Genomic DNA, 25,872 nt, shown 5'->3' with positions numbered 1-25,872 from the left:
TGCTCCCTGAACTTATGCTATTTGTCTCGGCAGCAACCTGCGTAATACCGCGCTAGTAGGGGCAGTCTACATCGCCCAACTCGACATACACACTTTTTAACTGGGTATAATGATCGATGGCTGTGGGCCCATTTTCACGCCCCAGCCCAGACTGTTTATAACCGCCAATAGGCATATCGACTGGCGTGATGTTGTAGGTGTTGATCCAGCAGGTACCCGCCTGCAACTGAGCAATAACCCGATGCCCCCTGGCGAGATTTTGGGTGAATACCCCTGCCGCCAGACCGTAGTCGGTAGCGTTTGCTCTGCGAATAACCTCTTCTTCATCGCTGAATCGAAAAACCGACATGACGGGCCCAAAAATTTCTTCCTGCGCGATCACCATATCGTCAGTGCAGTCCGTGAACACCGTAGGCTCAACAAATGCGCCCCTGGCAAGGGCTGAGCCTGATGGGCACTTACCGCCACATCTCAGGCTAGCACCCGCAGCCTTGCCCTGTTCAATATAATCGAGAACCCTGTCTCTGTGAGAGAGTGAGATGAGAGAGCCCACCTGAGTCTCCGGGTCCATCGGATCGCCGATCTTCATCTTCGCGGTGCGCGCCAACAGCGCGTCCACAAACGCCTCATGGATTTTCGCCGCGACAAAGACTCGCGTCCCATTCGTGCAGATTTCACCCTGAGTGTAGAAATTCGCCAGCATAGCCGCAGACACAGCATTATCGAGGTGAGCGTCGTCAAAAATAATCAGCGGGGATTTACCGCCTAGTTCCATGGAGATATGCTTTAGCGTGCCTGCCGCGTCAGCCATTACCTTCTTGCCTGTCGTCGTCGAGCCCGTCAGCGATACTTTATCGATGCCTGGGTGTTGAGACATACCTCGGCCAATATCCGCATCGCCAAAGACAACGTTAAATACCCCGTCGGGCACCCCCGCCTCGCTGAGAATCTCCGCCAGCTTCAGGCAGCTCAGTGGCGTAAGGCTCGACGGTTTGTAGACTAGCGAGTTACCGCAGGCAAGCGCCATTGCTGCTTTCCAACAGGCAATCTGGATAGGATAGTTCCACGCGCCAATGCCCGCACAGACCCCCAGCGGCTCCCTGCGTGTGTAGCCAAGCGCCCCAGGCAAGTTCACCTGATGGCCGCGGATGGTAGTCGCTACATGGGCAAAATATTCGATGCAATCCGCGCCAGACGCCACGTCTACGACTTCCGCCTCCTGTATAGGCTTACCCGTATCCATGACTTCCAGCTCAGCCAACTCACGATTGCGATCGCGCAGCAATTGCACTGCACGCAAAAGGATACGGCTACGCTGCATGGCGTCCATGCTCGACCAGATCTCAAAGCCATCCCTCGCGGAGGCCACCGCCCTGTCAAGATCCTGCAAGTTGGCTCGCTGCACTGCACACAAAACCTCTCCCGTTGCCGGGTTGAGGGTGTTAAACGTCTCACCAGAGGTTGCACTGGCATAGCCGCCGATATAGAGCTTTTGCTCGGGCAATTGCATATTTATATCCAGTTTAGAAGCTACATCGGTGACGAAAACTCGTCACGACCCTACACCTGCACCATGCAGTTATTTATTCCCTATTAGGCCCTGAACTGAATAGCCTGAAGTTCAGCATATACTGATTCGCATCGCGCGAGGAGTTCGGGATCCACCGCACTGTGTTCCCGCTGCTCTGCCGCCTGGTATATCTTACCGTTAACATTTTCCTCCACCGTAACACCAAGGCGCGCAAAAAGTGCATTCAAGATCGCCCCTTCAGACTCACATATGGTCTCGTAACACAAATAAAGCGGCTGCTCAGTATCGCGCTCAATCGCATACTGATGAGCGCCTAGCCACGTGTGCAGCCAGTAGTTAACGTCGTCGGGACGCCAGACGCCCCGCTCATCACTAAACCGATATTGCTTATGTTGCAGGCCAAACTCCCAGTGCCCCAACCAGTCCATGTACTGCATGGAAAAGCGATCCTCATTGTGAATCTGGCAGAATTTCTTATGCTGACGAAGCAGAGACAGCGCATGCTGCAGTGGGCTGCGAAAAGGAATCAAAATATGCGCATTCGGAAAAATACTGCGCAATGTTGGCAGCCTGAGTAAATTGTTGTTGTTCTTCGAAAGATATCTTCGTGCTACAGGCGCGGGGTCACTCGCCAAAACATGTCTTATGAACTTGGGAAAGTTACGACGGGCCTCTGCACTCGGCGCATGCGCAATTACGGCATTCGGCTGCACATAATCAACGCCTGCGAAAGTGCGCCAGAAAACCTCTTCGAAAGCCTCAGGACTGTCGTACTCAACCATCAACCTGTCACCATGCGCGCGCTCCTGTGCCTGCCCCTGACGACGCGACGCACGTGACATCCCAGACCAAACTCCCGGCATGAGCACAAAGGGCATGTCGCGGTAGGTAAGAGACCGGAACGCACCTGTCTCATGCAACGTGTTTAGCAGTATGGTACTACCTGAACGAGCCAGCCCGGCGATAAATACAGGAGCAACAATCTCTCGCGATGCCTCCTTGCGCAACGCCATATCCTGCACATCGAAAGTGGCCTGACGTAGAAACGATGGGCCAAGGGCAAGCCGATGCAAGAGCTTCTCAAACGGCCCGTAATCAGGGTGCGCCAAGTTTGTTCCTCACAAACACATACACGCAGGAAACAATAATGGCGACACTGATTCCCGAGCCACTTGAGATGAATTCCAGTATGGACCCTCCGGAAGGAAGCAATAGATCACAGAGGTATGCCGCTATTCCTATCAATAGGCCCATCACTACAAGCAGAAAACCAATCCTCAGTGACGCTAGCGCCATATCACGTGAGTAGCGCTGCAGCGCTTTCTCTTTCCAATGGTCAGATATTCCTGACGAGGTAACTACACGGACGGACTTTTTAGACACATGCCCCAGAGCAACGATATATCTACGGAAGGGCAACCGGATGAAAAGCTCGACCCCCAGAATACAGAGCAGGCAGACGGTCAAGTAGATCATTAATCATCTCTCGAAGAACCAGAATCGGTAGGTACATCACCCTCAACCGTAGATTTTTCTATACTCGAATCATGCTCTTCTGCACGCTTTCTACTGAATAAAATTCGCTTTATTGGATACCAGAAGAACGCGAATAGCGCGAGCAATATAGAGCCCACCAAGCCAACAATAACACCTAGAGTACCCGCGCCCAGCCCCGGACCCACATAGGCAGCGGCTGGCATCGCTCCACCCAGAACAAGAAACATAACAAAAGAAATACGGCGCACAGTGAAGAATCCCATGGCTGAATGTTTCCTGTAATGAGAATTGATTTTACGCACCACACGTATTCCAGAAGTCATCATTGAAGTAGCCCTCCTGATAGCGCAGTGCCTCGGACAGATGAACCGAGTTCTTATTTTGCGCATCTACATTGTTCACAAAAGAAAAGACAATGTCGCCATTACCATTGACTTCAAATGCCCAGCCCTGGGTCGAGCTGGTTACAAAACGCGTGTCAAACGGTGTTAGCTGCTGTCGTCCATTGATGACCGAAAAAAAATCGTATTCAGATCCATCCAAATCAACGCTTAATTCCATTGTGGCCGGGTCAATAGCAACGATATCCGACGACAGGTCAAAAAGTCGTCGCGAGTTATTATTGAACAATGTAATCTTGCCATTCGGCTCCCAGTCGACATCGTGCTGCAAGTCTCCTGCGCCTACTCGCCACCACTTCACCACCAGTGTATCCGGGTCGAGAACAAACACCAGATTTGTCGTGGCGTAACTCACTATCAGATCGCCGGCTTCGAACTGAGGAAACTGTGCTGCGAGGGCGATGGGCAGCGGCTCTATGTCGTTACCGTGGGTCAGATTGCGCTGGTGCCTGACATCAGCACGAGGTGCCATGGCAAGCGGATACAAATCCCAGATTCGTAAATTAGGGTTCTTCCTCCGCACCTCCGCCATATCAATTGTACTGACGATCTTACCGGTATCCTGGTTAACTAAAACCATGTTCTGGTCGAAATCACTCTGCCCGCCTGTAAAACTCCAAAAATTTCCCCTCTCATCCGGGGTGACGGTATGATGAAAACTCCCCGGCAAAGTCCAGACAACATCGCTACAGGCGTCGACCTTGACGATACCACCCCCCTGCTCCTGCATATTGAAGATAACACTGCCATCTTTGAACACGTGCAGGCCATAAAGATTTTTTATTCGATCGGTCACCTTTGAGCCGGTGATAGCCTGCGTAGACAACTTCCAAGCATGGATCACTTCACCGTTGGGATTGAGCAATAGAGCACCCCAAAAGCTATCGGGCAGATCGACGATACCCACGATAACGCGATATCCACTCCGATGTGCCTCGTTGACATACACAACGGGCTCTATGCCGCTATCGATTTCAACTGCATAGTCCAGCGGCGCGGTGTTGGCCGCTGCAATAGCGGGATAGGAATAAAACCAGCGTCCAAAACTGAGACCGAGATCGTTTGTCAGTTTCTGTAAAGGAGAGGACTCAAGCTCCATTTCATCGCCTTTTGTGAAACTGGATAAGTCCTCAATCAATGGCTCAATATACTCAGATGGGAAAACGTTAAAACGACCCACCAAAAAACCGTAAACTGCCACAAGCAGAACGAGTAGGTATAGAGCTGATATGCGCTGCATCCCTGTCATTGGTGTGATCTTTCTTTTCTTATAGCAACTTGTACTGGAGTATATTTTGGACGGCTTGCCAAGTAAACCAAGTGTAAATGCTGTTTTGACTTGTTGGGATATCGAGACAAGGCGCGAGGGAACCTTCGCTACAATACCCTGATCACGCCGCTGCCCACTGTGCACGCTTCTTGGCGTTCAGACCGCCTTACGAGAGTCGAGTGTTTTAGCGATGATAATCTCGCACTTTTTGGCGATTAGATGTCCAAGAGTCAGGCCAACATGACCGCAAGACCGGGCCGTGAGCGAAACGCTGACCGGGTCGCTATCGGTCACGCTCACACGTTCTCATCCGGGACATTCACCTCTACGGGCGGCCTGCCTTATCAATTTGCTCACAAGTTCGCTCACCCGCTGGCTGTGCCAGCAATGCCTCCAGTACCAAAGGCCTGTCGGTCATGATACCGTCCACCCCAATGTCTGTCATACGCAGCATTTCCTCACAGGTGTTGATCGTCCACACCTGTACAGCCAGGTTAGCATTGTGAGCGGCAACCACTAGCTCAGTGGTCACAATAGGGATAGGCTCGTCGCCGGGGATTTCATCCCCGATCTGACTGGCATCAGGAGGCACTTGCGCCGTGATGTGTTCAGGCACATCAGGAATTTCACCTGTCGCCAGGAACAGGGCAAATATCTCGAGGCCTCGTCCCAGTGGCAGATAGCTGTAGACACAGGGAGCAACAGCCTTGAAGTTGTCGGTGGCCTCGTCAACGAAAGAGCCCACGATCACATCAGTATATCGCCCGTAGCGCTGCAGCAATACAGCCATCTGCTGTTCATAGTTCCCCATTCCGTCCAGGTCCGGCTTCAGCTCCAGATTAATTAAATTGTGCGGAAACCGCGCCAGCGCTTGCTCCAGTGTGGGGATACGAAAATCCGCAGCGCTGTATCCGGGAGGTGGCGCCTTATCTCCAGTAGCGATACCGCGAAACACATAGTCCTCGGCCGGGCGATCATGGGGGGTGCCTACGCCTGGAACGAACCAGTAGGCGGCATCAAGCGCTTGCAATTCTACCAGCGTCAGATTAGCCACACCGCCCACGCCGTTCGTTGTCCGGTCTACACTCAGATCGTGCAAAACCACCAGTTGATTGTCCGCGGTTTGATAGACATCCATCTCAAGCACATCGGCCCCAGCCAGAGCCGCTTCAGCATAGGCGTAGAGAGTATTTTCAGGGAAGTCGATTACACCGCCGCGATGGGCAAAATTCAGCGGATCAGCGCCTTTTACAAGCCAGGGGTTAGGACTTCTAGCAAACGGTGTCTCACACGCCGTATCATCATTAGCGATGGTACCGGTGATCTTTGTTGCCGTAGCCAAGGCGTTATCACTGGTGCTGATATTGAGGGTAAACGTCTCCGCCGCTTCTTCCTCCGCATCGCCAATCATATCTACTGCAACAACACTTTCGATTTCACCGGCCGCTATCGACAACTCACCCGTGATGTCGAGGTAGTCCTCGCCTGCAGTAGCCGAGCCGGCGCTAGTCCAGTACGCCAGCTCGACAGCACTTGCCTGCGGCGCCGTCATCGTTACCCGGAAGACCAAGGAGCGCATCTCGCCAGGCGCACCTTCTGGCGCAGCTATCGGAATGACCGTCAGTGAAACAGGCGCCGTCTGCGTCGGGCGCTGATCAGAGCTATCAGAACATGCTTGCACCAGCAAAGCAGACAGTAGACCGATGGCGAGGCGACATATCATTGTTTTTTCCCATAGCTGTGAACCCTACTTAAAAGCATACAACATTTCATTCCAGAAGAGCGAGTCAGCCTGATTAGATGATGAACTCGGATAACCACAAATATTGCCAGTTTGAAACTCGTCTGAACACCGTCGCAATTGCATCATTAGTGTGACGACCACCGGACATCTTGCAGGGGTAATCGTTTAGACTCTAGGTCTAATCGAAACGTGTCCGGAGCAATCATGAGTTCTGCTAACACATTATATCGCTACATCCTCAATCCCTTAGTGCGCGCTCTGCTCAGGTCACCTCTGCATGGCGTAACCAGCCACAACATAGGTATTCTTCACTTCACAGGGAATAAAACTGGTCATAAACTCGATACACCGCTGAGCTTTACGCGCGAAAACAATATTGTGCGCCTGCTGTCCAACCAGAATACAAAATGGTGGCGAAACCTTCGAGGCCGTGAAGCGCCCGTTGAAATGGAAATTGCCCGAAAACGTTATCCGGGCGTCGCCTCGCTACTGGAAGGAGATAGTCAGGAATTACGGACGAGTGTGCGTCAATTCATTCGATCGCTTCCAAGAGACGCTAAAATCTACGGACTGGAGTTGAGTCCGAACGGCGACATCGTTGAGGCAAGCATGGAAGCAATTGCTGAGCAGTTAATAGTGGTAGAAATACAATTAGCCGAATGATTATGAACACAAAATAGCGCGGGAGCACATTGAGGTTCGCCTGTTTTCATTCTAAAAAACGAAAATCAAGGGAAGGTAGCGCTTGATTACCCGCTTTTCGGGGTGCCTAATTGCAGGCTCACACTTATAGATATTTCGAAGCGTGGCGTGCCTCGCTGATTGGCACAAGATATGGATGAAACCCGTAACACTGTGTCGATTTTATTTTACATCCGGCAGCTATTTCGTACGAAAATTACAACTGACTTCTACCCACGCCCAAACGTCAATGCTGACATGACCTGTTAAAGACTACCAGAACTTGCTTGTAGCGCTACCACATCAGATCATCAGGGATTTCATAATCTTTATACCAACCCTGTTCCTCTTCGGTAAGATCCGACTCCGCACTGGTCTCGCAACTAATAATTCTGTCTTGATCGCGCTCAGCGATCTTATCCGCTACCGGTCGCGGTAATATCTCATACTGATCGCCCTGCTTGACGATGGAGAGCACACCGGCAGAGAGTTGCTTATGTTCTACGGGTGTCACATAAAGGCTCTTCACTTTCTTACTGTCGGTAAATTTGAAATTCACATCACCCCGCCCCTTCGCTAACTTATTGACTTCGATTAGCTGTTTTATCTGGGCGTTGATAGCTTTGCGCTGGACCTTACTATTGAGACTGTGATTGAGCTCTCTGTCGCGCTCTGCGTTTCTTGCCAACGTCAGCTGAGCTGCTTCTTTATTTTCATCGACATAATCGACACCCTCATGCCGAGCGCGATTAACCTCTCTTCGCTTCTCTTTCGCTATCTTTCTTGCTTTCTTACCATCTGCCAGACCGGCTTTGAGCAATTGATCTTGAATAGAGTTCGACATGATGGACGCTCGTAATGTCAGACAAGATAACGACTATCAGTAAACTCTGACAGTCACTGTTTTACAGATTAAACGATATGATACCGCCTGAGCCATGCAGAATAAAAGCCAGAAATTGCGATCGGCCCAGCCACGTCCGGCAGAGTCCGCGTTTACTTAGCGAAAATATTTCCTTGAGGCGTTCTCACATGCAATCAAATTCTTCAGATTAAAAACCGCTACAGTACTGAGTCAGGACGTACGTGCCAATCGCTCCCCCTGTTCCTGACTGGCCAGATACTCGTCATAACTTCCCTGAAAATCCACCAACTCATTATTCTTTATGTCGATGATCCGCGTCGCAAGCGATGACACAAACTCACGATCGTGACTTACAAATATCAGAGTGCCTTCGTAGTGATCCAGCGCCAGGTTCAGGGCCTCGATCGACTCCATATCCAGATGATTAGTCGGCTCGTCTAGCAGCAGAACATTGGTATCCATCATCATAAGTTTTCCAAACAACAGCCTGTTTTTTTCGCCTCCTGAGCAAACTGTTACCCGCTTATTGAAATCATCAGACTTGAACAGCAGGCGACCAAGGGTGGCGCGTACTATCTGATCATCGTGAGATGGCTTCCGCCACTGGCTCATCCAGTCAAACAATGTAAGCTCACTATCAAATTCAGAGCCGGCATCCTGAGGGCAATAACCCAAAGTGGCGCTCTCCGCCCACTTTATGCTGCCAACCTCAGGCGCAAGCTCATTCATCAAACAACGCAGAAGCGTAGTTTTCCCCACGCCATTTTCGCCGATTACTGCCAGCCTCGCGCCTGCCTCAAGAATGAGTTTACCTTCAGCAAACAAGGGGCACTCTTCAAAACTATGGCCCAGATCTTCAAGCACCAGTGCCTGACGGTGCAGTTTCTTTTCTTGCGTAAAACGGATGTAGGGGCTCATACGACTGGAAGGCTTAATATCATCCAATTTTATTTTCTCAATGCGCCGAGCGCGGGACGTCGCCTGCTTAGCCTTGGATGCGTTCGCAGAGAAGCGGCTGACAAACTGTTGTAACTCCGCAATCTCAGCACTCTTCTTGGCATTTTGTGATTGCTGACGCTCACGGACTGCAGTAGATGCCGTCATGAAATCGTCATAGTTACCTGGATAAACTCGTAACTCTCCATAGTCAATATCGGCCATGTGTGTGCACACTGCGTTCAGGAAGTGCCGATCATGCGAAATTATGATCATCGTACATTTACGTTCGTTGAGCGTTGCTTCCAGCCAGCGGATGGTATCGATATCGAGGTTATTTGTCGGTTCATCCAACAGCAGGATATCGGGTTCAGAAAATAACGCCTGAGCTAAAAGTACACGTAGCTTCCATCCCGGAGCGACTCCACTCATCTGGCCATAGTGCAGCGTCTGCTCGATTCCTGCACCAGCGAGCAACTCGCCCGCGCGACTCTCGGCGCTGTATCCGTCCATTTCAGAAAACTTTATCTCCAGGTCAGCGACCTTCATGCCATCTTCTTCCGACATGTCAGGCAACGCGTAGATACGATCACGCTCCTGTTTCACCGACCACAGCTCTTTGTGCCCCATCATCACCGTATCCACTACCGAATATTGCTCATACGCAAACTGGTCTTGACTCAAAGTGCCTACTCGCTCATTCGGCGTGATAGAGACGTTACCTGCACTGGGCTGGAGACTACCTTCCAGAATTTTCATAAAAGTGGACTTGCCGCAGCCGTTCGCTCCTATCAGCCCGTACCTATTGCCGTCACTAAATTTGACTGAAATGTCTTCGAACAGCGGTTTCGCAGCAAACTGCATGGTGATGTTAGCGGTAGAAATCAATAGACTGGCCCCGGCACAATGGCGCTGAAAAATGGTTCGGTACGGATTGGCAGCGAACATTAGTGGTTTTGCTCTGGCAGGTCGAGCAAGATCAGCGGTATTTATCCTGATTTCAGACGCTAAGACCTGCGCACCTTGAATTTGCGTCCCTTGATTTTTCCTTCTCGCAGGCTTTTTAACGCCTTATCTTGCTGCGTGCGCTCGATAGCGACGTAGCTTGTGTTGTCTGTTACGGTGATTTTTCCAACCGAATCGCCCTTTATCCCTCCATCACCGGTCAGCGCACCGAGAATATCGCCCGGCCGAAGCTTGTCCCTGCGGCCGCCCTGAATAAGGAGGGTGACATATGCTGGGACTGGGAGTCCTTTATCGTCATCGGGAACATGCTCGATAGCTTCGATTTTCGGCGTATTTTCAAGATGCTCTCCTATACCCTTCAGTTTAAACATTTCTGCATCGGTAATAAGACTGATAGCGGTACCTAATTTCCCCGAACGACCTGTGCGTCCAATACGATGGACATACACCTCAGAATCGCGCGGCAACTCGAAATTAATTACCGCAGGCAGGTCTTCAATATCAAGGCCGCGTGCGGCTACGTCAGTGGCCACCAGTATTAAACAGCTTAGCTGCTTAAACTGGATAAGCACCCGCTCTCGATCGCGTTGCTCCATATCACCATGAAGCGCAAAGGCACGAACACCGTCCCGATTCAGGAAATCACATACGTCACGAACAAGCTGCTTCGTGTTGCAAAATACTACGACCGCTGCGGGCTGCAAATGAATCAGTACCTTTTCCAGTGCAACCAACCGCTGACTTCTTTCACATATATAAAATCGCTGAGTGATCTGCTGTTTATCATGCAATACTGCAACACTGATACGTTCTGGAGAATTTTGGAAACGTTCGCTTAGTAGCTGTATGTTGTCCGGGAAGGTCGCTGAAAAAAGCAGGGTCTGGCGCGATCTTGGGGTCGCGGCAATAATTGTTTCCATATCGTCGACAAAGCCCATTTCAAGCATGCGATCAGCCTCATCGAGAACCAGTGTATTCACCCGGGCCAATGACAGCGTTTTTTTACGAAGATGATCCTTTATTCGCCCCGGCGTGCCCACAATTACGTGAGCGCCGTGCTCAAGCGATCCGATTTGAGGACCGATTGACTGACCGCCGCAGAGTGTCACCACCTTTATATTTTGCTGATAGCGAGCCAATCGACGCATCTCACTGGAGACCTGGTTTGCCAGCTCTCGCGTGGGACACAGCACGAGAGTTTGCACGCCGAAATCCCGTGGATTGAGTTTGGTGAGCGCAGGCAGGGCAAAAGCCGCCGTCTTGCCGCTACCGGTCTTGGCCTGACCAATCAGGTCGACTCCGGCCAAGGCTCGCGGCAGCGCAGCGGCCTGAATTGCCGTCATTTCTGCATAACCCATACTTTTCAGATTAGCTATTAAAGCGGGTGCCAGTGGCAGGCTGGAAAAGGCTGTATCGTCCACGCGGTTTGCCCCTCGCAAGTGAAAAGGTCGGGAGTGTACCAGACTAGGGGCACAACGGACCGGCGATTGCAGGAGCCCGCCGATTTACATCGGCGGGCTGACTCAATAACGTTGACCGCTTTAACCTTTAGCAAGCGGTTATACGCACAGATCTGTCGGTGAGCGAAAAGGCAGGCAATCGGCTTGATAATAGCAACGCTTTCAGTTCAGACTTGACGAAAAACGGGTAAAAACTCTGATTCATAGGATGACATCTATGCAGCCATCTAATCTCGTCGCACTCCATTCGCAGACACTCAAGGCTGCTGGTGAAAAAGGGGCAATACTGGACCTCGCCTGCGGCAACGGCCGCAATGGTATTTATCTTGTTCAACAGGGACAGCGCGTCGTTTTTTCTGATCGCGAAAAAAATAAGCTTGATGGCATATCGCGGCTTCTCGATCCAAGCGAACTCACCAGCTACTGGTGCGTAGATTTCGAGGAACCACGGACTGAACCTCTCTCGCTCGGTTCGTTTTCCGCGATCGTCGTATTCCGCTATCTACATCGGCCGCTGATGCAAGCAATCAAACACGGGGTACAGCGCGGAGGGCTGATCATTTACGAAACTTTTACCATTGATCAAACCCGCTTCGGCCGACCCGGAAACGCAGACTTTCTGCTGCAACCGGGCGAACTGGAAGATGTCTTTCGGGGATGGGAAATTCTACACAGCTTCGAGGGAGTAAGTGTCAGCGAGTTGAATGGCCAACAGCAGGCCATCGCGCAGCTCGTCGCGCGAAAACCAGACTAGGCGATACGCAGCATCATCAAAGCAATACCAGCTATTCGCTGCTCACCTCGTGAGCTTCTTCGGGCCTTTTTTCCGCAGACTCGCTAGCACAACCGCGATCAGCCCCATAATAATTTCATCGACAAGCGGTATTACATCAGGCACAAAAAGGTTCAAAACGAATAATGCTGATGTTAGCAACAGCAAATAGGGAAACCGCAGGCTTGACGCCCAGCGTAAAAATATTCCGGCCGCGCCGCCGCGAGCAAATTTTCCCAACACTTGAAGACCTCGACATCACGTCTAATCGCCGTGTGAGTGTAGTTCAGGCAGCGAAAATAGCGAATCGATTTCTTACCCCACGAGCATTTACGAATTGTCTCGGCCGGGTGCGTGTCAGGTCCGCCTCCGGTTCGGAACGACAGTAGCCATTGCACAGCGCTACGATTGATGGCGTCTTTGCCCCGAATGATGGGCAGTCATCCTGTGTCCGATAATACCAGACAGCGTTGGTGAATCCCTGTATACTCCTCGCCCGCTCAAGATCACCCCTTATCCTCCCCCAAGGCACGTTAATGACTACTGAAAGTTTGACCACCAGTTTTGCACAGCTGGCGTTACCTGCTCCTCTGCAAAAAGCATTGGTGGATGTCGGTTATGAGACCCCGTCGCCAATACAAGCTCGCATCATTCCGCATATGCTTGAAGGCGCAGATGTACTGGGCCAGGCTCAAACAGGCACCGGCAAAACAGCCGCATTTGCCCTACCTATTCTGGCAAGTCTGAACATCAAAGAGAAACTCCCTCAGGTGTTAGTTCTTGCACCAACGCGGGAGTTGGCGATACAGGTAGCAGAAGCGTTCCAGAAGTATGCAAAGCACATGAAGGGCTTTCACGTATTGCCCGTATACGGTGGCTCTGATTATCGTGCGCAGTTGCGCCAGTTGCAGCGGGGCGTGCAGGTCGTTGTTGGAACTCCCGGACGCGTTATGGATCACATGCGCCGTAGTTCACTGGATTTGTCTGGGCTGAAGACCCTGGTGCTCGATGAAGCTGACGAGATGTTGCGCATGGGTTTTATTGACGATGTACAGTGGATTCTCGAGCAGACTCCGGAAGACCGACAGATAGCTTTATTTTCTGCCACTATGCCCGAGGCTATCCGTCGAATTGCAAAACGTCACCTGCGTGAACCACGCGAAGTCGCCATAAAGGTCAAGGCTATTAGTACGCCACTGATTCGGCAACGCGTATGGATGATGGCGGGGGTACACAAGCTTGACGCACTCACGCGTATTCTTGAGGTTGAAGATTTTGACGGAATGCTAATTTTTGTTCGCACACGGATACAAACAACAGAACTCACAGATAAACTGGCAGCGCGAGGCCATTCCGTAGCTGCGTTGAACGGCGATATTCCACAAAAGCAGCGCGAGCAGACCGTCGATAGGCTCAAGAAGGGCAAGCTCGATATAGTAGTCGCGACAGACGTGGCCGCGAGAGGGCTCGACGTTAAACGGGTCAGTCATGTCATAAATTATGATATTCCCTCCGACGTTGAGTCCTACATTCACCGGATCGGCCGAACGGGCAGAGCCGGACGCACCGGTGACGCCATCTTATTCGCCGCGAATCGCGAGCGACGCCTGCTGCGAGCAATTGAAAAATCTACCGGCAATGCCATAGAGAAAATGGAACTGCCTACGGCCGAACAAGTCACAAACAAGCGAATGGGGCAATTCAAACAGCGCATCACCGAGACTCTGGACACGGCTGACCTGGAGCTCTTCAGGAAGCTCGTCGACGAGTATCAGAATGAGTACGGTGTACCCGTGATTGAAATCGCAGCGGCACTGGGGGCTTTGGCACAAGGCAAAAAGCCGCTGCAGGATAAGACACCATCAGCGCAGAAAGTCGAAAAGCAGCGAGAAAAAAGCGAAGGTGGCCCCACGAAAGAAAGGCTGGAGCGTAATCGTGGCAGCAAAAAAAATGAGCGAGAACAGCAAACCCAACGAAATACTCCCACGCAGAAACCAAAAAAATCGCGCGGTAAAAGCGACGCCCCAGAGATTGGAATGGAGCGGTTTCGTCTTGAGGTGGGAGAAACGCATGGCGTGAAACCGGCGAACATCGTTGGCGCGATCGCCAATGAGGCAGAGATCGACAGCGAATATATAGGCCGCATCGAAATTCTTGAGGATTACAGTATCGTTGATCTCCCAGAGGGCATGCCAAAATCACTGTTCAAACACCTGAAATCGGTGTGGGTCAGCGGACAAAAACTACAGATCTCCAAGCTCGACACCACTCCGACTTCACCGCGCAGGAAAAAACAGCGTAAACCCAACGCAAATAATAAAAAGCTGGTAGAAAAAAAATAGCCACCTTACTGCGAGCATGCAATCAATGATGTTAGCGACCCGGAACCGCTGGTTTTCCGACACACCTGCTGATTCCGCGCCGATACTACTGCGCCGGATACTCCTCAGGACCTTTCATGAGAGGCGGCGTGTTCTCCACAATACCGTTCATTCGCTGCTCGATAAGAGGGACAGACCCCAGGGGCTGAGGGAGAATATAAAACTGATCGTTCATCACAGACTGAAATACAAGATCCGCCACCGTATCCGGCGACGTTGCCCCTTTAAAAAATTCCGCGACCATTTCTTCCACTGCGGCTTGTTCGGCCGATTCTTCCATTGTCAGCTCGTTCCCACGATTGCGATCCGATGCATAGATACGGGTCGCCACGAAAGAGGGGCAAAGAACGGATACGCCAACATCGGCACCCTGATTTCTGAGATCACCAGACAACACTTCCGACAGTGCGACTACGGCATGCTTGGACACCGTGTATGTGCAGGTCCCGGGTGCTGATACCAGTCCAGCTATTGATGCCGTGTTGACTATATGACCTTCGCCCGACGCAATCATTTGTGGCACAAAAGCGCGGAGCCCATTGACGACACCGCGCAGATTAACCCCCAGCACCCAGTCCCAGTCTTCCTCGCTGGCTTCCCAGGCAAGGCCGCCGCCGCCCACCCCGGCGTTGTTAAACAACAGGGCGGTCGGACCAAAGCGCTGCTCTACCTCGTCTGCGAGTGTCTGCATCGCACCACCGTCTCGCACATCTACACACTTTCCAAGAATATTTTCGCCGCCATTCAGGTTGGTCACGGCATCCGCTAAAGCGGCCTGTTCGATATCGACCATTACGACCTTCATACCCTCGGCCAGGGCCCGCCGCGCGAGTGACAGGCCAATACCGCTTGCACCGCCAGTGACTACCGCCGCTTTATTTGCAAAATTTTTCATGCTTAACCCCGCTCACCTAGACCCGAATGCCAATCTCTATTTCTTAAAACCAGAAAAGTTCCGGCAAGATTATAACCGGAAGAGCAACAAAATATGGCAACGAATAAGAATGTTCCGACTACTGCGGCTAGCAAGACAGCCGGCCACACTACCCTGACAGCTTTGTAACACCAACACAGAAGAGAGGCGGCACGCTCTTTTGGAAACGGCCGCCCGTTAGCCGCTCAGAAGCGATAACCTACCGTAGCACCGTAAGTGCGCGGCTCCATTAACTGGAGAGTCCGATACAGTCCCACTGCGGCATCCTGCAGATACTGTCCAGTCCAGTTATCGTCATCTGCGATGTTGCGTACCCAAGCCTCGACGTACCAGTCCTCGTTGGGGGACGTTAGCGTCGTTGACGCGTTCCACACGTCCCAGCTGTCTAGCTTGTCATCGGCCGTGTTGTAGATGCGGGTGTAAAACTTGTCTTGCCAGTAGTAGCTTGTAGAGACATCTAGGCGCATACCGTTGTCCAGAAACCAACTGTAGCTGCCAGCGAGGTACATGGAATACTCTGGCGCATTAGGCACCTGATTGCCTTGTACGCTAACCGGTACCCCCGGGCAAGGGTTAGCGCCATTGGGGCAACCCACGGTCAGGTTGTTTTGGTTGCCGAGTGAAACAATATTTTCTACTGTGCCCATCTGGTTGGGATCTGCAGGGTCAAAAGTCTCGTATTCGCCCAACTCAGAATTCAGATAGGACAGATTCATCATCAAATTCCAACTCGGCGTAGGCGCCCAAAGTATCTCAGCCTCCATACCGTAGATCTCGGCATCCATGTTTTCGTTCAGAGCTGTCTGATTGACGATCTTGGAAACCTGCAGATCCTCATAGTCATAGTAGAATGCCGTGAAATTTGCCTGCATCGTGTTTTCTAGCAGCCGTGTCTTGGCGCCTATCTCAACGGAGTTGATAAATTCCGGATCAAAATCTGCGAAGGAAGCTTCACCGCCAAGCGCTGGATCCAGTAATGGCGATTCCGGACTTATCGGATTGAAGCCGCCCCCTTTGTAACTGCGCGCCAGCGTGCCGTACAGCATAATATCCGGCGTGAGGTGAAAATTGAGATTGAATTTTCCGGTTACTTCGTCAGAGTCGCTCTTGAAGGGTGTCAGGTCATCCGGGCCGTCTAGGAACGTCAGATAAATAGTGCGCTGCTCAGATTGCTTGGTTTCATCGGTATAACGCAGCCCGAGTATTGCCTCCCATCGCTCCGTAATGTCCCAGTATGTTTCCCCGAATACCGCCCATGTCTCGAGTTCATAATCGTTCGTGTAGTTATCGAATACCCACTGATCCTCAGGTACGCCGGTAGTTTCGCCAAAAAGCGACAGGGCCGAGGAGTAGACGTAGAAGTGAACATCGCTCTCGTATTTCAAATAGAAAGCGCCAGCCATGAAGTTGATATCTCCATCAAGATCGGAGGCGATACGGAATTCCTGGCTGAATTGCTTCGGCTCCGTAGTCGCTCGGTCATTTTGCTGCAGATAATTGACTGTACTCGAACCATCGGGCCCACGCTGGTAGGTCGTAAAAGTCGGCCAAAGCGCAGTATTAACAGTCATATCGTAGTCATTGCGCGCATCGAGCGATGAGTCATACCAACCGGTCAGAGAATGCAACGTCATGCTGTCCAGTTCGTGAGTGACCTCCAGACTGACAATCGTTTCATCCGTCTCATATTTTGGCGTGAAATCGAAGTTTACCTTGCGAAGGTCGTTCGGTTTGTAAGAATCCAGGCCGGTCTCATTAGGGTAGTTTAGTCCGGTGATGGCGCTTACATTATCCAGCAAAAAGCCGCCTACCGTACCATTTGTATTTGCACTCTCGGTGGTGGGTTGACCGCGATTAGGCAGACAGCCTAGCACTCCTGCAGGGTCATTGGCGCAGTAATTATTGGAGCCGCGCATCCGATTATCGTTCTCATCAAAATATTGGATGGTCAGGTGTGCCTCGGTGCTTTCACCAAACATAAAGGCGGTTGATGAGCGCACCGAGTACATATCCCGATCGTCGATATCGTCGCCTGTAAACACGTTATCGACAAAGCCATCACGCGACGTATAAAAAATGGAGAAGCGCTGCCAGATATTTTCAGTTATCGGGATATTCAGCGCGCCGCGGGTGCGGACGTAGTTGTAGTCGCCGTAAGATGCGTCGATAAACCCTCCGAATTCATCTTCTGCCTTCTTACTTATTACATTTATCACACCCGCCGTTGTATTCCTGCCATACAAAGTGCCCTGCGGCCCGCGCAGCACCTCTACGCGCTCGGTGTCAAAGTACTCGGTCTCAAACAGGCGCGAGCCGTTCAGGTAGACGCCGTTGAAATGTACGCCAGTGCCCGAATCCGATGCAGGCCCAACTGCCAGATTGCCGATGCCACGAATAGATATCTGCGCCGTAGTGAAGAAGCCCTTGCTCATCAGCATGTTAGGCACGGCCATTTGAATATCCATATTATTGTTAATCAGGCCGCGCTCCAGGTCTTGCTGAGTAAAGGCGCTGACAGCAATGGCCGTATCTTGCAGAGTGGTCTCACGTTTTTCCGCCGTTACAATCACCTCTTCCAGGGTGCCCTGTGCAACAGCAGCTGTCGCGGTTAGAAGACAGGCTGCCAGTGCTGGCAAGCCAATGATGGGTATTGTTTTCAGCATGGCTGTCACCTCTTTATTTTTTATCAGTATAGGGTATAAAACGACCGGGTGGTCAAGTAGTGGAAAATTACCTGATCACCGCTGGTGTCGCCTGCTGCCGATGCCCTGCATCCTCTGTAAACGAGACAGTCAAATCCAAACTCTGGCATCGCCCGATTCGCCCAGTCCGGCTGGTCCGGCTGGTCCGGCACAAAACACTCTGCACTCAGCACGGCACACCGCCAAGTCCAGGCCGCTTGTGGGGAGCTCTGGGTGCCTTGCGCTATTGCTGCGCATAATCTCTGCGCTGTGGTGTGCTCCAGCCGGTCGTTTTTGCGCTTTGTTGTGGATGAATGCCTCAGTTGTGTCAATCGCCCCGCCATGCTAGCCCAAAGATAGCGCTGCCCCGCCGCTGGACAAGGCTTCGCAACAGGCTATTACCTACCAGACCAAAATGCTTCGGCGAACCGCAAGGACGCTCTCTGCGTATGTTTATGACACTGAACGAGTAATAAATGCTCCACAACGCACAGTCACGTGCCTGACCCGGTCCTGATTCGCACTTTAAAGGAGGCCGCTACTATGAAGCTTTACCTTACTCTCTGCGCCGCTTGTTTGATGAGCGGCGCGATACTTGGCTACTTGAACGGAAAGTACGCCGCAGTGGCTCGCTTCGCGGACACCTGCGACGCGCTCAATATGGTGGTAGTTGAAGATCGTCAAAGCGGCGAGAATCGGCATTTTCATTGTGTCGAGATCAGTACACAGGACACGGTTGATCTGCCTGCGCGGCGCGCATTGCCACCTCAACAAAAAGGCGATTTTTTTGAGCAGCATCTCAAACAGGTGTAACGCCATCACTGTATTCGTGGTGCCCGGTGCAATTGACGCAGCAAGTCGGGATAAACAACAGGATACAATGCCATGAACCGAAACTTCTCGCGACGTTAGCATTCACATGAACTCTCTTTATTGGTTTAGAAACGATCTTCGCCTCTCCGACAATCCCGGGTTGTGTCATTACCTCCAAAGCGAAGCACTCTTGCTTGTTTACATCTGGCCGATCACCAGACCCTGGTGCAATGTCAACGGAATGGGTAAGCAGCGTGAGCGCTTTCTGCTGGAAAGCCTGCAGTCTTTGAGAGATGAGCTGGCCGAGCTGGGCCAGGACCTACTGCTTGTTTATGGCTCACCCGAATTGATTCTTCCCCGGTTGGTAGAGGATTACAGCATTGACCGAGTGGGCGCGAGCCGCACACCAGGGTACTATGAGCGAACCACGGTGCAGCGACTGCAAAGCCGGCTGACTGTGCCTTTGGCGCTGTATGAAACCAGCACCCTGCTGGATGAAGACAGGCTGCCCTTTGAGCTTGAGGCGCTGCCACCGCATTTCACGCCTTTTCACAAGCGTGTTAAATCGCTTCCGATACCGGGGCCCATCGACGCGCCCGCGCAATTACCACCGCCGCCGGCCGCACTTTTTCACCCTGTACGTGACAACGGCGTCAGGCCTCACACGGCGCTGCCTATTCGCGGTGGCAGCCACTCAGGGCGCCGAAGATTGCGTCGCTTTGTGTTTGAACAGCGCGATATTTTGCAGTACAAGCAGACGCGTAACTGCCTTGACCCCCTCACCGGGTCAAGCACTCTATCGCCCTGGCTGGCCAATGGCTGTCTCTCAGTCAGAGAAGTAGCCGCGGCGATAGCCCACTTTGAGCATACCGAAACCGCGAATGAATCCACCTACTGGCTGTCTTTCGAATTATTTTGGCGCGAGTTCTTTCACTGGCGCGCCTACCGGGACGATATCAGCCTGTTTAAACTGAGTACCTCACAAAAAAACCTGCACTTCTGCACCTTTGAGCCCCGCAGCTTCGCACGCTGGTGTGCGGGCGATACTGACTTTCCGCTAGTGAACGCAATCATGCAACAACTGGTCGCAACAGGCTGGTGCAGCAACAGGAGCCGGCAGATTGCAGCAAGCTGTCTCGTCAATGACTTGTGTTTGGACTGGCGTTACGGAGCGGCGTTCTTTGAAAAGCATCTAATCGACTATGACGTCGCCTGTAACTATGGCAACTGGCAGTACCTCGCTGGTGTCGGCGCAGATCCAAGGGGTGGTCGCCATTTCGACATTGAGAAACAAAGTCGTACATACGACCCTAGGGGGACGTTCACTCGCAAATGGCACGGTGAGCGCCCAAGACAACCTCGCTTCGTAACAGACGCTGCTGACTGGCCTATCAACGATTTGCAAGGACAGGACAGTGAAGAAACGTGACCTGCCCTCCAAGATTTGCCCGGTTTGTCAGCGGCCGTTTAGCTGGCGACGCAAGTGGCAGCGCGACTGGCATGAGGTCCGCTACTGTTCCAAGCGTTGCAAGCAAAGCCGCAATACTATCGAAGAATCGACGACCGCCTGACTCCGCTTACGTTGAAATCCTTGCAGAGCCGAGGCCTGATACGTTTCTCTGTTGACTGCCGTAATCGTGGCGAAAACTTTTCGGTGAGTGTGCGCAGTAGAGCAATGAAGCTTTACGGGGCCCTTGTCCGCGCGTTGAGTGCTGGCTATTTAGTGCTCTTCCCTCATTATTTAGAAGCCTCTCAACTCACACTCATGCCCTCAAAGTCGCCAGCCTCACGCCAACCGTCGATGAACTTGAAATAGGCCATAGCGCCCTCGGGATGGCCGACATAGCCAACAGCGTTATCGGGCAGCGGTTGTCCTTCATTATTGTAATAGCCCGGGGTACAACTGGGATCCGCCAGCATCTGCATGCTTCCGGATAGCAACTCTTGCCAATCGTCTTCGGCCTCCTTGGTAGCTTCAATTGTTTGAAAACCCGAGGCTCTAACGTGGTTAATAATCATCGCTATCGTCTTGGCCGACTCAACAATATTATGCGGAACGTTAGCGATAAAATTTGCAGCCTGCGTAGGCTGTACACGAAAAGCATTGGGGAAGTTGTGAACACTAATTCCGTGCAGCGTGCGCATACCATTTTTCCAGTAGTCGCTGAGGGAAAGCTCTTCTCTGCCGATCATCTCGAAACCAGCACGGTCGATCAGTTCTGTACCAATTTCAAAACCTGTCGCATAGATAATGCAATCCACAGGATACTCGATCCCATTCACAACAATACCGCCTTCCGTTATACGCTCAACACCTTTGCCGTCGGTATCCAGCAGCACTGTCGATGCGTTATTGAACGATTGTAAATAATCGTCGTGAAAACATGGGCGTTTGCAGAGTTGCCGGTACCATGCTTTTAGCTTTTCCGCTGTTTCTACATCACTCACTACCTCGTCGACCCTGCCACGGATTTCGTCCATCTTCTCAAAATCGGAGCTTTCATAGGCCTCCATCATCTTCACAACGTCTCCCCGCTCTTCAACAGGCAATTGAGCGATTTTGCCAAGAAAGCGCCGGGCAAGGTCTGTCCAGCCATCTTGCACAAGGTCAACACCATCGGACGCACCAGACATGTTTTTTGTGAAGTTTTCCATCCAGGTTTTCTGCCAACCCGGTTCGTTTGTCTTCTCACTGTACCAATCCGCATTCATCGACTCATTACTACGCACGTCCACGGAGGAAGGCGTGCGCTGACACACATAGATTTTTTTACACGCTGCCGAAAGATGCGGGACGCACTGCACTGCCGTGGCTCCCGTACCTATCAAGGCAACCCTCTTATCGGTCAAACCTTCCATGAGCGCGCCTTCAGCGTCGCCGCCTGTGTAGCTGTAATCCCAACGACTGGTGTGAAACGAGTGTCCATTGAAGGTATCCAAACCGGGTATGCCAGGCAGTTTGGGCACATGCAACGGACCCGTTCCCACCACCACAAACTGCGCGGTAAATGCATCGCCACGGTCCGTCTTTACTTGCCAAACCTGGCTCTCTTCAAGCCAACGCAACTCCGTCACGCGCGTATGAAATAGCGCTTTATCATACAAATCGTACTGCGTGGCGATCCGCCGGCAGTGCTCGAGGATTTCGGGTGCTCTTGCGTATTTTTCCCGCGGCATATGCCCTGTTTCCTCTAACAGCGGCATATAAATCATGGAGGCGGTATCACACATCGCGCCTGGGTAACGATTCCAATACCAGGTACCACCAAAATCGCCGCCCTTTTCAATCACTCGATAACTCGTCACTCCAAGTTCAGCCAGACGCGCACCCGTTACTAATCCAGCATACCCGCCGCCTACAAAGGCGACATCGACATGATCGCTTTTCGTTTCACGCTGCTCAATTTCCACATAGGGGTCATCAAGATACTCTTCAAAGTTTTCCGCCATCCGGAAATACTGATCGTTGCCATCAGAGCGCAGCCGCTTCTCACGCTCCTCTGCATATTTTGCTTTCGTTTCTGCTATATCCATAGTGGCTCCAAAATATATACATGTTCAGTCATTATCGAAGGTGCGGACATCTTCACCCCCCCTGTCGCACTAAATCTGGTGAACGATTTCATGTAAATATCCTTGTCCCTGTTCCAAAGCGGACTCCCAAGGTCTAATACTCTATCTGACGCGCATCAGTGTCGATCGAAATAGAGCCGGCAACGCCTACGGCATAATCGTCGCCGGAAAAGTGGCCGGCGGCTGAATAGACAGCCAGCCGGACAATCATGGGGCTATCATTTCAGTCCGCCGTGGACATTCAGCAGGATATTCCCATCTGCGATCTTACCTTTCCTCTGGTGAATCCGCTGTTAGGCTTCACCATGTCTTTAGTCCATTTAAGTCCGGCTGACGCGGTCTGTCTGTACCACCGAAAGTAGGATATTCAGAATCTTTCTGCAACTCACCGGCTCCTGGCCTCACCGACAGCAAGCCTTACAACGGTCGTTATTCTTCACTTTCGTCACCAATGCGGTGTCAGCGACCCCTAAACCGACAACTGAACTGTTGCACGACCCTGCAGCAGGACGCCTCTTTCAGCATGCTCAAGCCATACCTCACAATCCGCCAGCTGCCTATTACCCTCCTTTCGCAAAGCGGTAATGGTCCCTCTGGCGACCACGCAGTCTTCATCAAGAACAACCTGCGGGAAAGTGATGTAGAAGCGCTTGACGCATTCCGGCCCCATCCAATGGTGCAGCATGTTAATTATATAGCTCAACCCCAGCGGACCTTGGTTAATCGTTCGTCTGCCAAGTTTGAAGGGCAAGGTGTCGACCACCGGCAGGGCGGCGACCGCATCCCTGTCCCAATGCAGTGGGTTTGGGTCACGTAATATTGCGGCCATCGTACGCATTTTCTCGGCGGAGACACTTTTCATCTCCCATGGCGGTATGCAATCGCCGACCTGATAGCTTTCTACCGGCACCGTCACAGTGTATTCCTTGTAAATTGCTGCGCCATAGACGTCCGTACGGCCAATTTGCCACCGGGCTCGACCATGTCGAACTGGAATAATAACCAATCATAGGTTTGCCCGTGGCTGTTCTCACGTCGTTCCGCCGCAATAATTTTCCCCGTCACCCTGTATTTTACCGCTTCACGCAACGTAGAGAATATTTCCCAATCGTAATACTCCGGAATAACTGAAAGGTCTGACTCGGCCTGGCCCAGTTTGAACATGTCACCGATACTGGTGTTGGCGCCGTAAAGAGGCACGTGAAATAGTGCCACGGGATGGGCGATGCCATCAGGCAGTGGATCCGCACCCGTGCAACCAGTAAGCAGAAAGTTTTCCCAATGCTCGATGGTGTAGTCGCCACCGGGGAATTCGTGGCCGACAAGGGCAGTGATTTCTTCCTCTGGAGGAATGGTTTTCATATAGCGCGTTATCTCACGGTAGATTAATGGCGGTCAACGAGGATGATGGGGTGCAGCGTGTAGGGTCGATAGGCATTTGATTACCGCACTGACGGCCGTCGCAGTAGTTTGTATTTGAACCTCCGGCGAGAGTATCATCTGGCTTGCAGATTAATAAATGTCTTATTGGCCGGCCACATCGAGAAATTAGTTCCACAATAGACACAAGGCTCACTAAACCGAGCAAACAAGAGTCCAGCAAAAAAGATGCCGGAAGATATCATCACCGTGTTTGGAGCCAGCGGGCGACAAGGGCTGGCTCAGGTGCGCCAGCTTGTGGCTTGCGGCTACCGCGTCAGGGCAGTTACACGGTCACCCGACACCTACAGCAGTGCAAACCTGACGGGCGTTACCGCGGTGTTCGCCGATTACAATGACACGAGCAGCCTGGTGCGAGCCTGCGCAGGGTCTCGGGGAGTGTTTTTTACGCATCCAATGTTTGAGGACGCACTGCACGTTAACAGCCACATCGCACGAGTAGCGACAGCCGCCAAAGAAGCTGACGTTGAGCGCCTTGTCTACAACACTAGCTCCTGGGTACCCGATACGCCCTGCGGCGAACCAAACTACGATGGCAATTTGGTAAGGGAAGATATCTTTGCAGTTAGTGGAACCCCCTTCACGATTATTCGTCCGGTCTTGTTCATGGATAACCTGCTGACCAACTGGGTGAAACCGGGGCTGATCCACGAAGGACTCTATCGCTATCCTCACAAAGCAACCATGTGCGCAAACTGGATATGTTTGGACGATGTCGCAAAGTTCATGATAGCCGCGCTCAACAGAGATGATCTTGCGGGCGAGCGGATCGTAGTCGGCGGTCCGCAAGCTCTATCCCCCCTCGATATAGCGGAGGCGCTGTCACAAGCGATAGGCAAGCCCATCCGTTACCAGTACATTACCCCGCGAAAGTATGGCGAACTGATGTACGATTTATTCAAGCATGTATCTTCCCTGTCGAGAGAAGATTATGCCAGCGCGCTCGACGCCTTCTATATCTATAACAATGAGCAAGACGGACTGCCCTTCCAGGTGGACATGGCACCGGTTCTCCGGCGCATACCCGTTAAGCTCACGCCGTTTTCCGATTGGGCGAAACAGCAAGACTGGACACTTAGGAAGGCTGGACCATCTGGTGGCTGAACGCTCACCGTTCCGGAGCAAGTCTAAACAGGACTCAGCAGAATAGTCACTGCACGAGCAAATTTTTACTGAGGCGACTACGTCGATGACACATTATGTTCATTGGCAGTCATCACATCGCCATCAGCGTTGATCATATAGATGAAGCTGTAACGTTCTAGGCCAACGCGTTCAGTTTTCAGCCGGTGCAGCAAGAAAATGACCTGCTGGCAAACCGCGTGATCGGCATGGACGCTATCAGGGCGCGCATGGTGATGCTGAAAGCGCCCAACGCGTTTGTTGAGCTCTGGCAATATGCCCACCCCGAGCCTGAATACAGGTGACCAAGGCTCTGCGACTAAGGTTACTCTCATATGGCACTGTAGGTTTAACACATGAAAACTGAGGTGCGCCGGTTGCGGACTCATGGCATAACTTTTATCGGAGATGCTGTTTGCGGCGAGCAGGCTTCGACGATATATGGTTATGATCCCATCGCCAATATTATTGAGCTTTGCGAGATCAAGGCGGCCGCGTTGCCCCAGTTACCCCGTCACTCGCTATGAGCAATTTCTACAAGGGCAAAGCAGCAACCCCCAACCAATAAACGCACCCTGCTGTGGCGCTGCGTTTCTTTGAGATTTAGTGGTAGATGGAATGTAGCTCGACTAACTTTACACGCTGATATTGTGGCTACACTGCAGGTATGCCTGTTATGCTAGCGGCGGCAAACCGGATGCGGGCCTGCGGACATTGTCACTGATTTATCGTTCATAGCAGCATTGTTTAGTTGGAATTTGCAGGTGGTCCACACTGGATAGGTCAGGCTCGACCGATACAATAA

23 protein-coding genes are annotated in these 25,872 nt (G+C 51.9%); 8 read left to right on the top strand and 15 right to left on the bottom strand.

Translation table 11 applies throughout. The annotated features are described in order from the left end of the window. Window positions 1-52 precede the first annotated feature (52 nt). The 6 genes from betB to EYC82_RS14905 form a co-directional block, all read right to left on the bottom strand. Window positions 53-1,510, bottom strand: coding sequence for a betaine-aldehyde dehydrogenase (gene betB, locus EYC82_RS14930; RefSeq protein WP_279250341.1), 1,458 nt, complete (start codon window positions 1,508-1,510; stop codon window positions 53-55). A gap of 83 nt (window positions 1,511-1,593) precedes the next feature. Further along, a complete protein-coding gene (locus tag EYC82_RS14925) occupies window positions 1,594-2,640 on the bottom strand; it encodes a sulfotransferase (protein ID WP_279250340.1) in 1,047 nt (348 codons plus the stop codon). Further along, window positions 2,627-3,007 carry a hypothetical protein gene (locus EYC82_RS14920; RefSeq protein WP_279250339.1) on the bottom strand — a complete coding sequence of 127 codons (381 nt, stop codon included), beginning with the start codon at window positions 3,005-3,007 and terminating at the stop codon, window positions 2,627-2,629. The genes EYC82_RS14925 and EYC82_RS14920 overlap by 14 nt, the downstream gene beginning before the upstream one ends. Then, on the bottom strand, window positions 3,007-3,291 hold the full coding sequence (locus EYC82_RS14915; RefSeq protein ID WP_279250338.1) for a hypothetical protein: 285 nt from the start codon (window positions 3,289-3,291) through the stop codon (window positions 3,007-3,009). The genes EYC82_RS14920 and EYC82_RS14915 overlap by 1 nt, the downstream gene beginning before the upstream one ends. Before the next feature lie 31 nt (window positions 3,292-3,322). Further along, on the bottom strand, window positions 3,323-4,678 hold the full coding sequence (locus EYC82_RS14910) for an arylsulfotransferase family protein (RefSeq protein WP_279250337.1): 1,356 nt from the start codon (window positions 4,676-4,678) through the stop codon (window positions 3,323-3,325). 346 nt (window positions 4,679-5,024) lie between these two features. Next, window positions 5,025-6,422, bottom strand: coding sequence for a glycerophosphodiester phosphodiesterase family protein (locus EYC82_RS14905; protein ID WP_279250336.1), 1,398 nt, complete (start codon window positions 6,420-6,422; stop codon window positions 5,025-5,027). A 225-nt stretch (window positions 6,423-6,647) separates the two neighbouring features. Between EYC82_RS14905 and EYC82_RS14900 the strand changes: the two genes are divergently transcribed. Then, window positions 6,648-7,106 carry a nitroreductase/quinone reductase family protein gene (locus EYC82_RS14900; protein ID WP_279250335.1) on the top strand — a complete coding sequence of 153 codons (459 nt, stop codon included), beginning with the start codon at window positions 6,648-6,650 and terminating at the stop codon, window positions 7,104-7,106. 313 nt (window positions 7,107-7,419) lie between these two features. On the opposite strand, the gene EYC82_RS14895 is transcribed toward EYC82_RS14900, so the two are convergent. From EYC82_RS14895 to dbpA, 3 genes are all read right to left on the bottom strand, one after another. Next, complete coding sequence (locus EYC82_RS14895) at window positions 7,420-7,968, bottom strand: DUF2058 domain-containing protein (RefSeq protein ID WP_279250334.1); 549 nt, start codon at window positions 7,966-7,968, stop codon at window positions 7,420-7,422. A 231-nt stretch (window positions 7,969-8,199) separates the two neighbouring features. Further along, on the bottom strand, window positions 8,200-9,813 hold the full coding sequence (locus EYC82_RS14890; protein ID WP_279250707.1) for an ABC-F family ATPase: 1,614 nt from the start codon (window positions 9,811-9,813) through the stop codon (window positions 8,200-8,202). A 119-nt stretch (window positions 9,814-9,932) separates the two neighbouring features. Further along, the gene (gene dbpA, locus EYC82_RS14885; protein WP_279250333.1) at window positions 9,933-11,312 is read right to left on the bottom strand and encodes an ATP-dependent RNA helicase DbpA; all 1,380 of its coding nucleotides are present in this window, start codon (window positions 11,310-11,312) and stop codon (window positions 9,933-9,935) included. A 256-nt stretch (window positions 11,313-11,568) separates the two neighbouring features. On the opposite strand from dbpA, the gene EYC82_RS14880 reads away from it, so the two are divergent. Then, complete coding sequence (locus EYC82_RS14880; protein WP_279250332.1) at window positions 11,569-12,105, top strand: class I SAM-dependent methyltransferase; 537 nt, start codon at window positions 11,569-11,571, stop codon at window positions 12,103-12,105. A gap of 42 nt (window positions 12,106-12,147) precedes the next feature. On the opposite strand, the gene EYC82_RS18165 is transcribed toward EYC82_RS14880, so the two are convergent. Beyond that, window positions 12,148-12,366 (bottom strand): DUF6116 family protein, encoded by a 219-nt coding sequence (locus EYC82_RS18165; RefSeq protein WP_423243909.1) that lies wholly within the window; start codon window positions 12,364-12,366, stop codon window positions 12,148-12,150. A 293-nt stretch (window positions 12,367-12,659) separates the two neighbouring features. Here EYC82_RS18165 and EYC82_RS14875 point away from each other — a divergent pair, with 293 nt between their 5' ends. Continuing rightward, entirely contained in the window at window positions 12,660-14,465 is a 1,806-nt protein-coding gene (locus EYC82_RS14875; RefSeq protein ID WP_279250331.1) for a DEAD/DEAH box helicase, read from the top strand. 85 nt (window positions 14,466-14,550) lie between these two features. Here EYC82_RS14875 and EYC82_RS14870 read toward each other — a convergent pair whose 3' ends face one another. Beyond that, window positions 14,551-15,399, bottom strand: a complete 849-nt coding sequence (locus tag EYC82_RS14870; protein ID WP_279250330.1) for an SDR family NAD(P)-dependent oxidoreductase — start codon at window positions 15,397-15,399, stop codon at window positions 14,551-14,553. Window positions 15,400-15,623: 224 nt separating this feature from the next. After that, the gene (locus tag EYC82_RS14865) at window positions 15,624-18,101 is read right to left on the bottom strand and encodes a TonB-dependent receptor (RefSeq protein WP_279250329.1); all 2,478 of its coding nucleotides are present in this window, start codon (window positions 18,099-18,101) and stop codon (window positions 15,624-15,626) included. 561 nt (window positions 18,102-18,662) lie between these two features. Here EYC82_RS14865 and EYC82_RS14860 point away from each other — a divergent pair. From EYC82_RS14860 to EYC82_RS14850, 3 genes are all read left to right on the top strand, one after another. After that, a complete protein-coding gene (locus EYC82_RS14860) occupies window positions 18,663-18,932 on the top strand; it encodes a hypothetical protein (protein ID WP_279250328.1) in 270 nt (89 codons plus the stop codon). Between the two features lie 106 nt (window positions 18,933-19,038). Continuing rightward, complete coding sequence (locus EYC82_RS14855; RefSeq protein ID WP_279250327.1) at window positions 19,039-20,361, top strand: DASH family cryptochrome; 1,323 nt, start codon at window positions 19,039-19,041, stop codon at window positions 20,359-20,361. Continuing rightward, window positions 20,348-20,503, top strand: a complete 156-nt coding sequence (locus EYC82_RS14850) for a DUF2256 domain-containing protein (protein ID WP_279250326.1) — start codon at window positions 20,348-20,350, stop codon at window positions 20,501-20,503. The genes EYC82_RS14855 and EYC82_RS14850 overlap by 14 nt, the downstream gene beginning before the upstream one ends. Window positions 20,504-20,684: 181 nt before the next feature. Here the strand turns inward: EYC82_RS14850 and EYC82_RS14845 are convergent, their stop codons facing one another. From EYC82_RS14845 to EYC82_RS14835, 3 genes are all read right to left on the bottom strand, one after another. Continuing rightward, complete coding sequence (locus EYC82_RS14845) at window positions 20,685-22,466, bottom strand: flavin-containing monooxygenase (protein ID WP_279250325.1); 1,782 nt, start codon at window positions 22,464-22,466, stop codon at window positions 20,685-20,687. Between the two features lie 508 nt (window positions 22,467-22,974). Next, window positions 22,975-23,421 (bottom strand): MaoC family dehydratase, encoded by a 447-nt coding sequence (locus tag EYC82_RS14840; protein WP_279250324.1) that lies wholly within the window; start codon window positions 23,419-23,421, stop codon window positions 22,975-22,977. Further along, window positions 23,418-23,867: a hypothetical protein gene (locus EYC82_RS14835; RefSeq protein ID WP_279250323.1), complete on the bottom strand. Its 450-nt coding sequence runs from the start codon at window positions 23,865-23,867 to the stop codon at window positions 23,418-23,420. Before EYC82_RS14835 ends, EYC82_RS14840 begins: the two co-directional genes overlap by 4 nt. A 246-nt stretch (window positions 23,868-24,113) precedes the next feature. Between EYC82_RS14835 and EYC82_RS14830 the strand changes: the two genes are divergently transcribed. Beyond that, window positions 24,114-25,049 carry an SDR family oxidoreductase gene (locus tag EYC82_RS14830; RefSeq protein ID WP_279250322.1) on the top strand — a complete coding sequence of 312 codons (936 nt, stop codon included), beginning with the start codon at window positions 24,114-24,116 and terminating at the stop codon, window positions 25,047-25,049. A 185-nt stretch (window positions 25,050-25,234) separates the two neighbouring features. Further along, window positions 25,235-25,372, top strand: a complete 138-nt coding sequence (locus EYC82_RS14825) for a VOC family protein (protein ID WP_279250321.1) — start codon at window positions 25,235-25,237, stop codon at window positions 25,370-25,372. Window positions 25,373-25,872 lie beyond the last annotated feature (500 nt).

Source organism: Candidatus Marimicrobium litorale (assembly GCF_026262645.1).
Classification (GTDB): domain Bacteria; phylum Pseudomonadota; class Gammaproteobacteria; order Pseudomonadales; family Halieaceae; genus Marimicrobium; species Marimicrobium litorale.
This window is presented reverse-complemented; position numbering and strand designations above follow the sequence as displayed.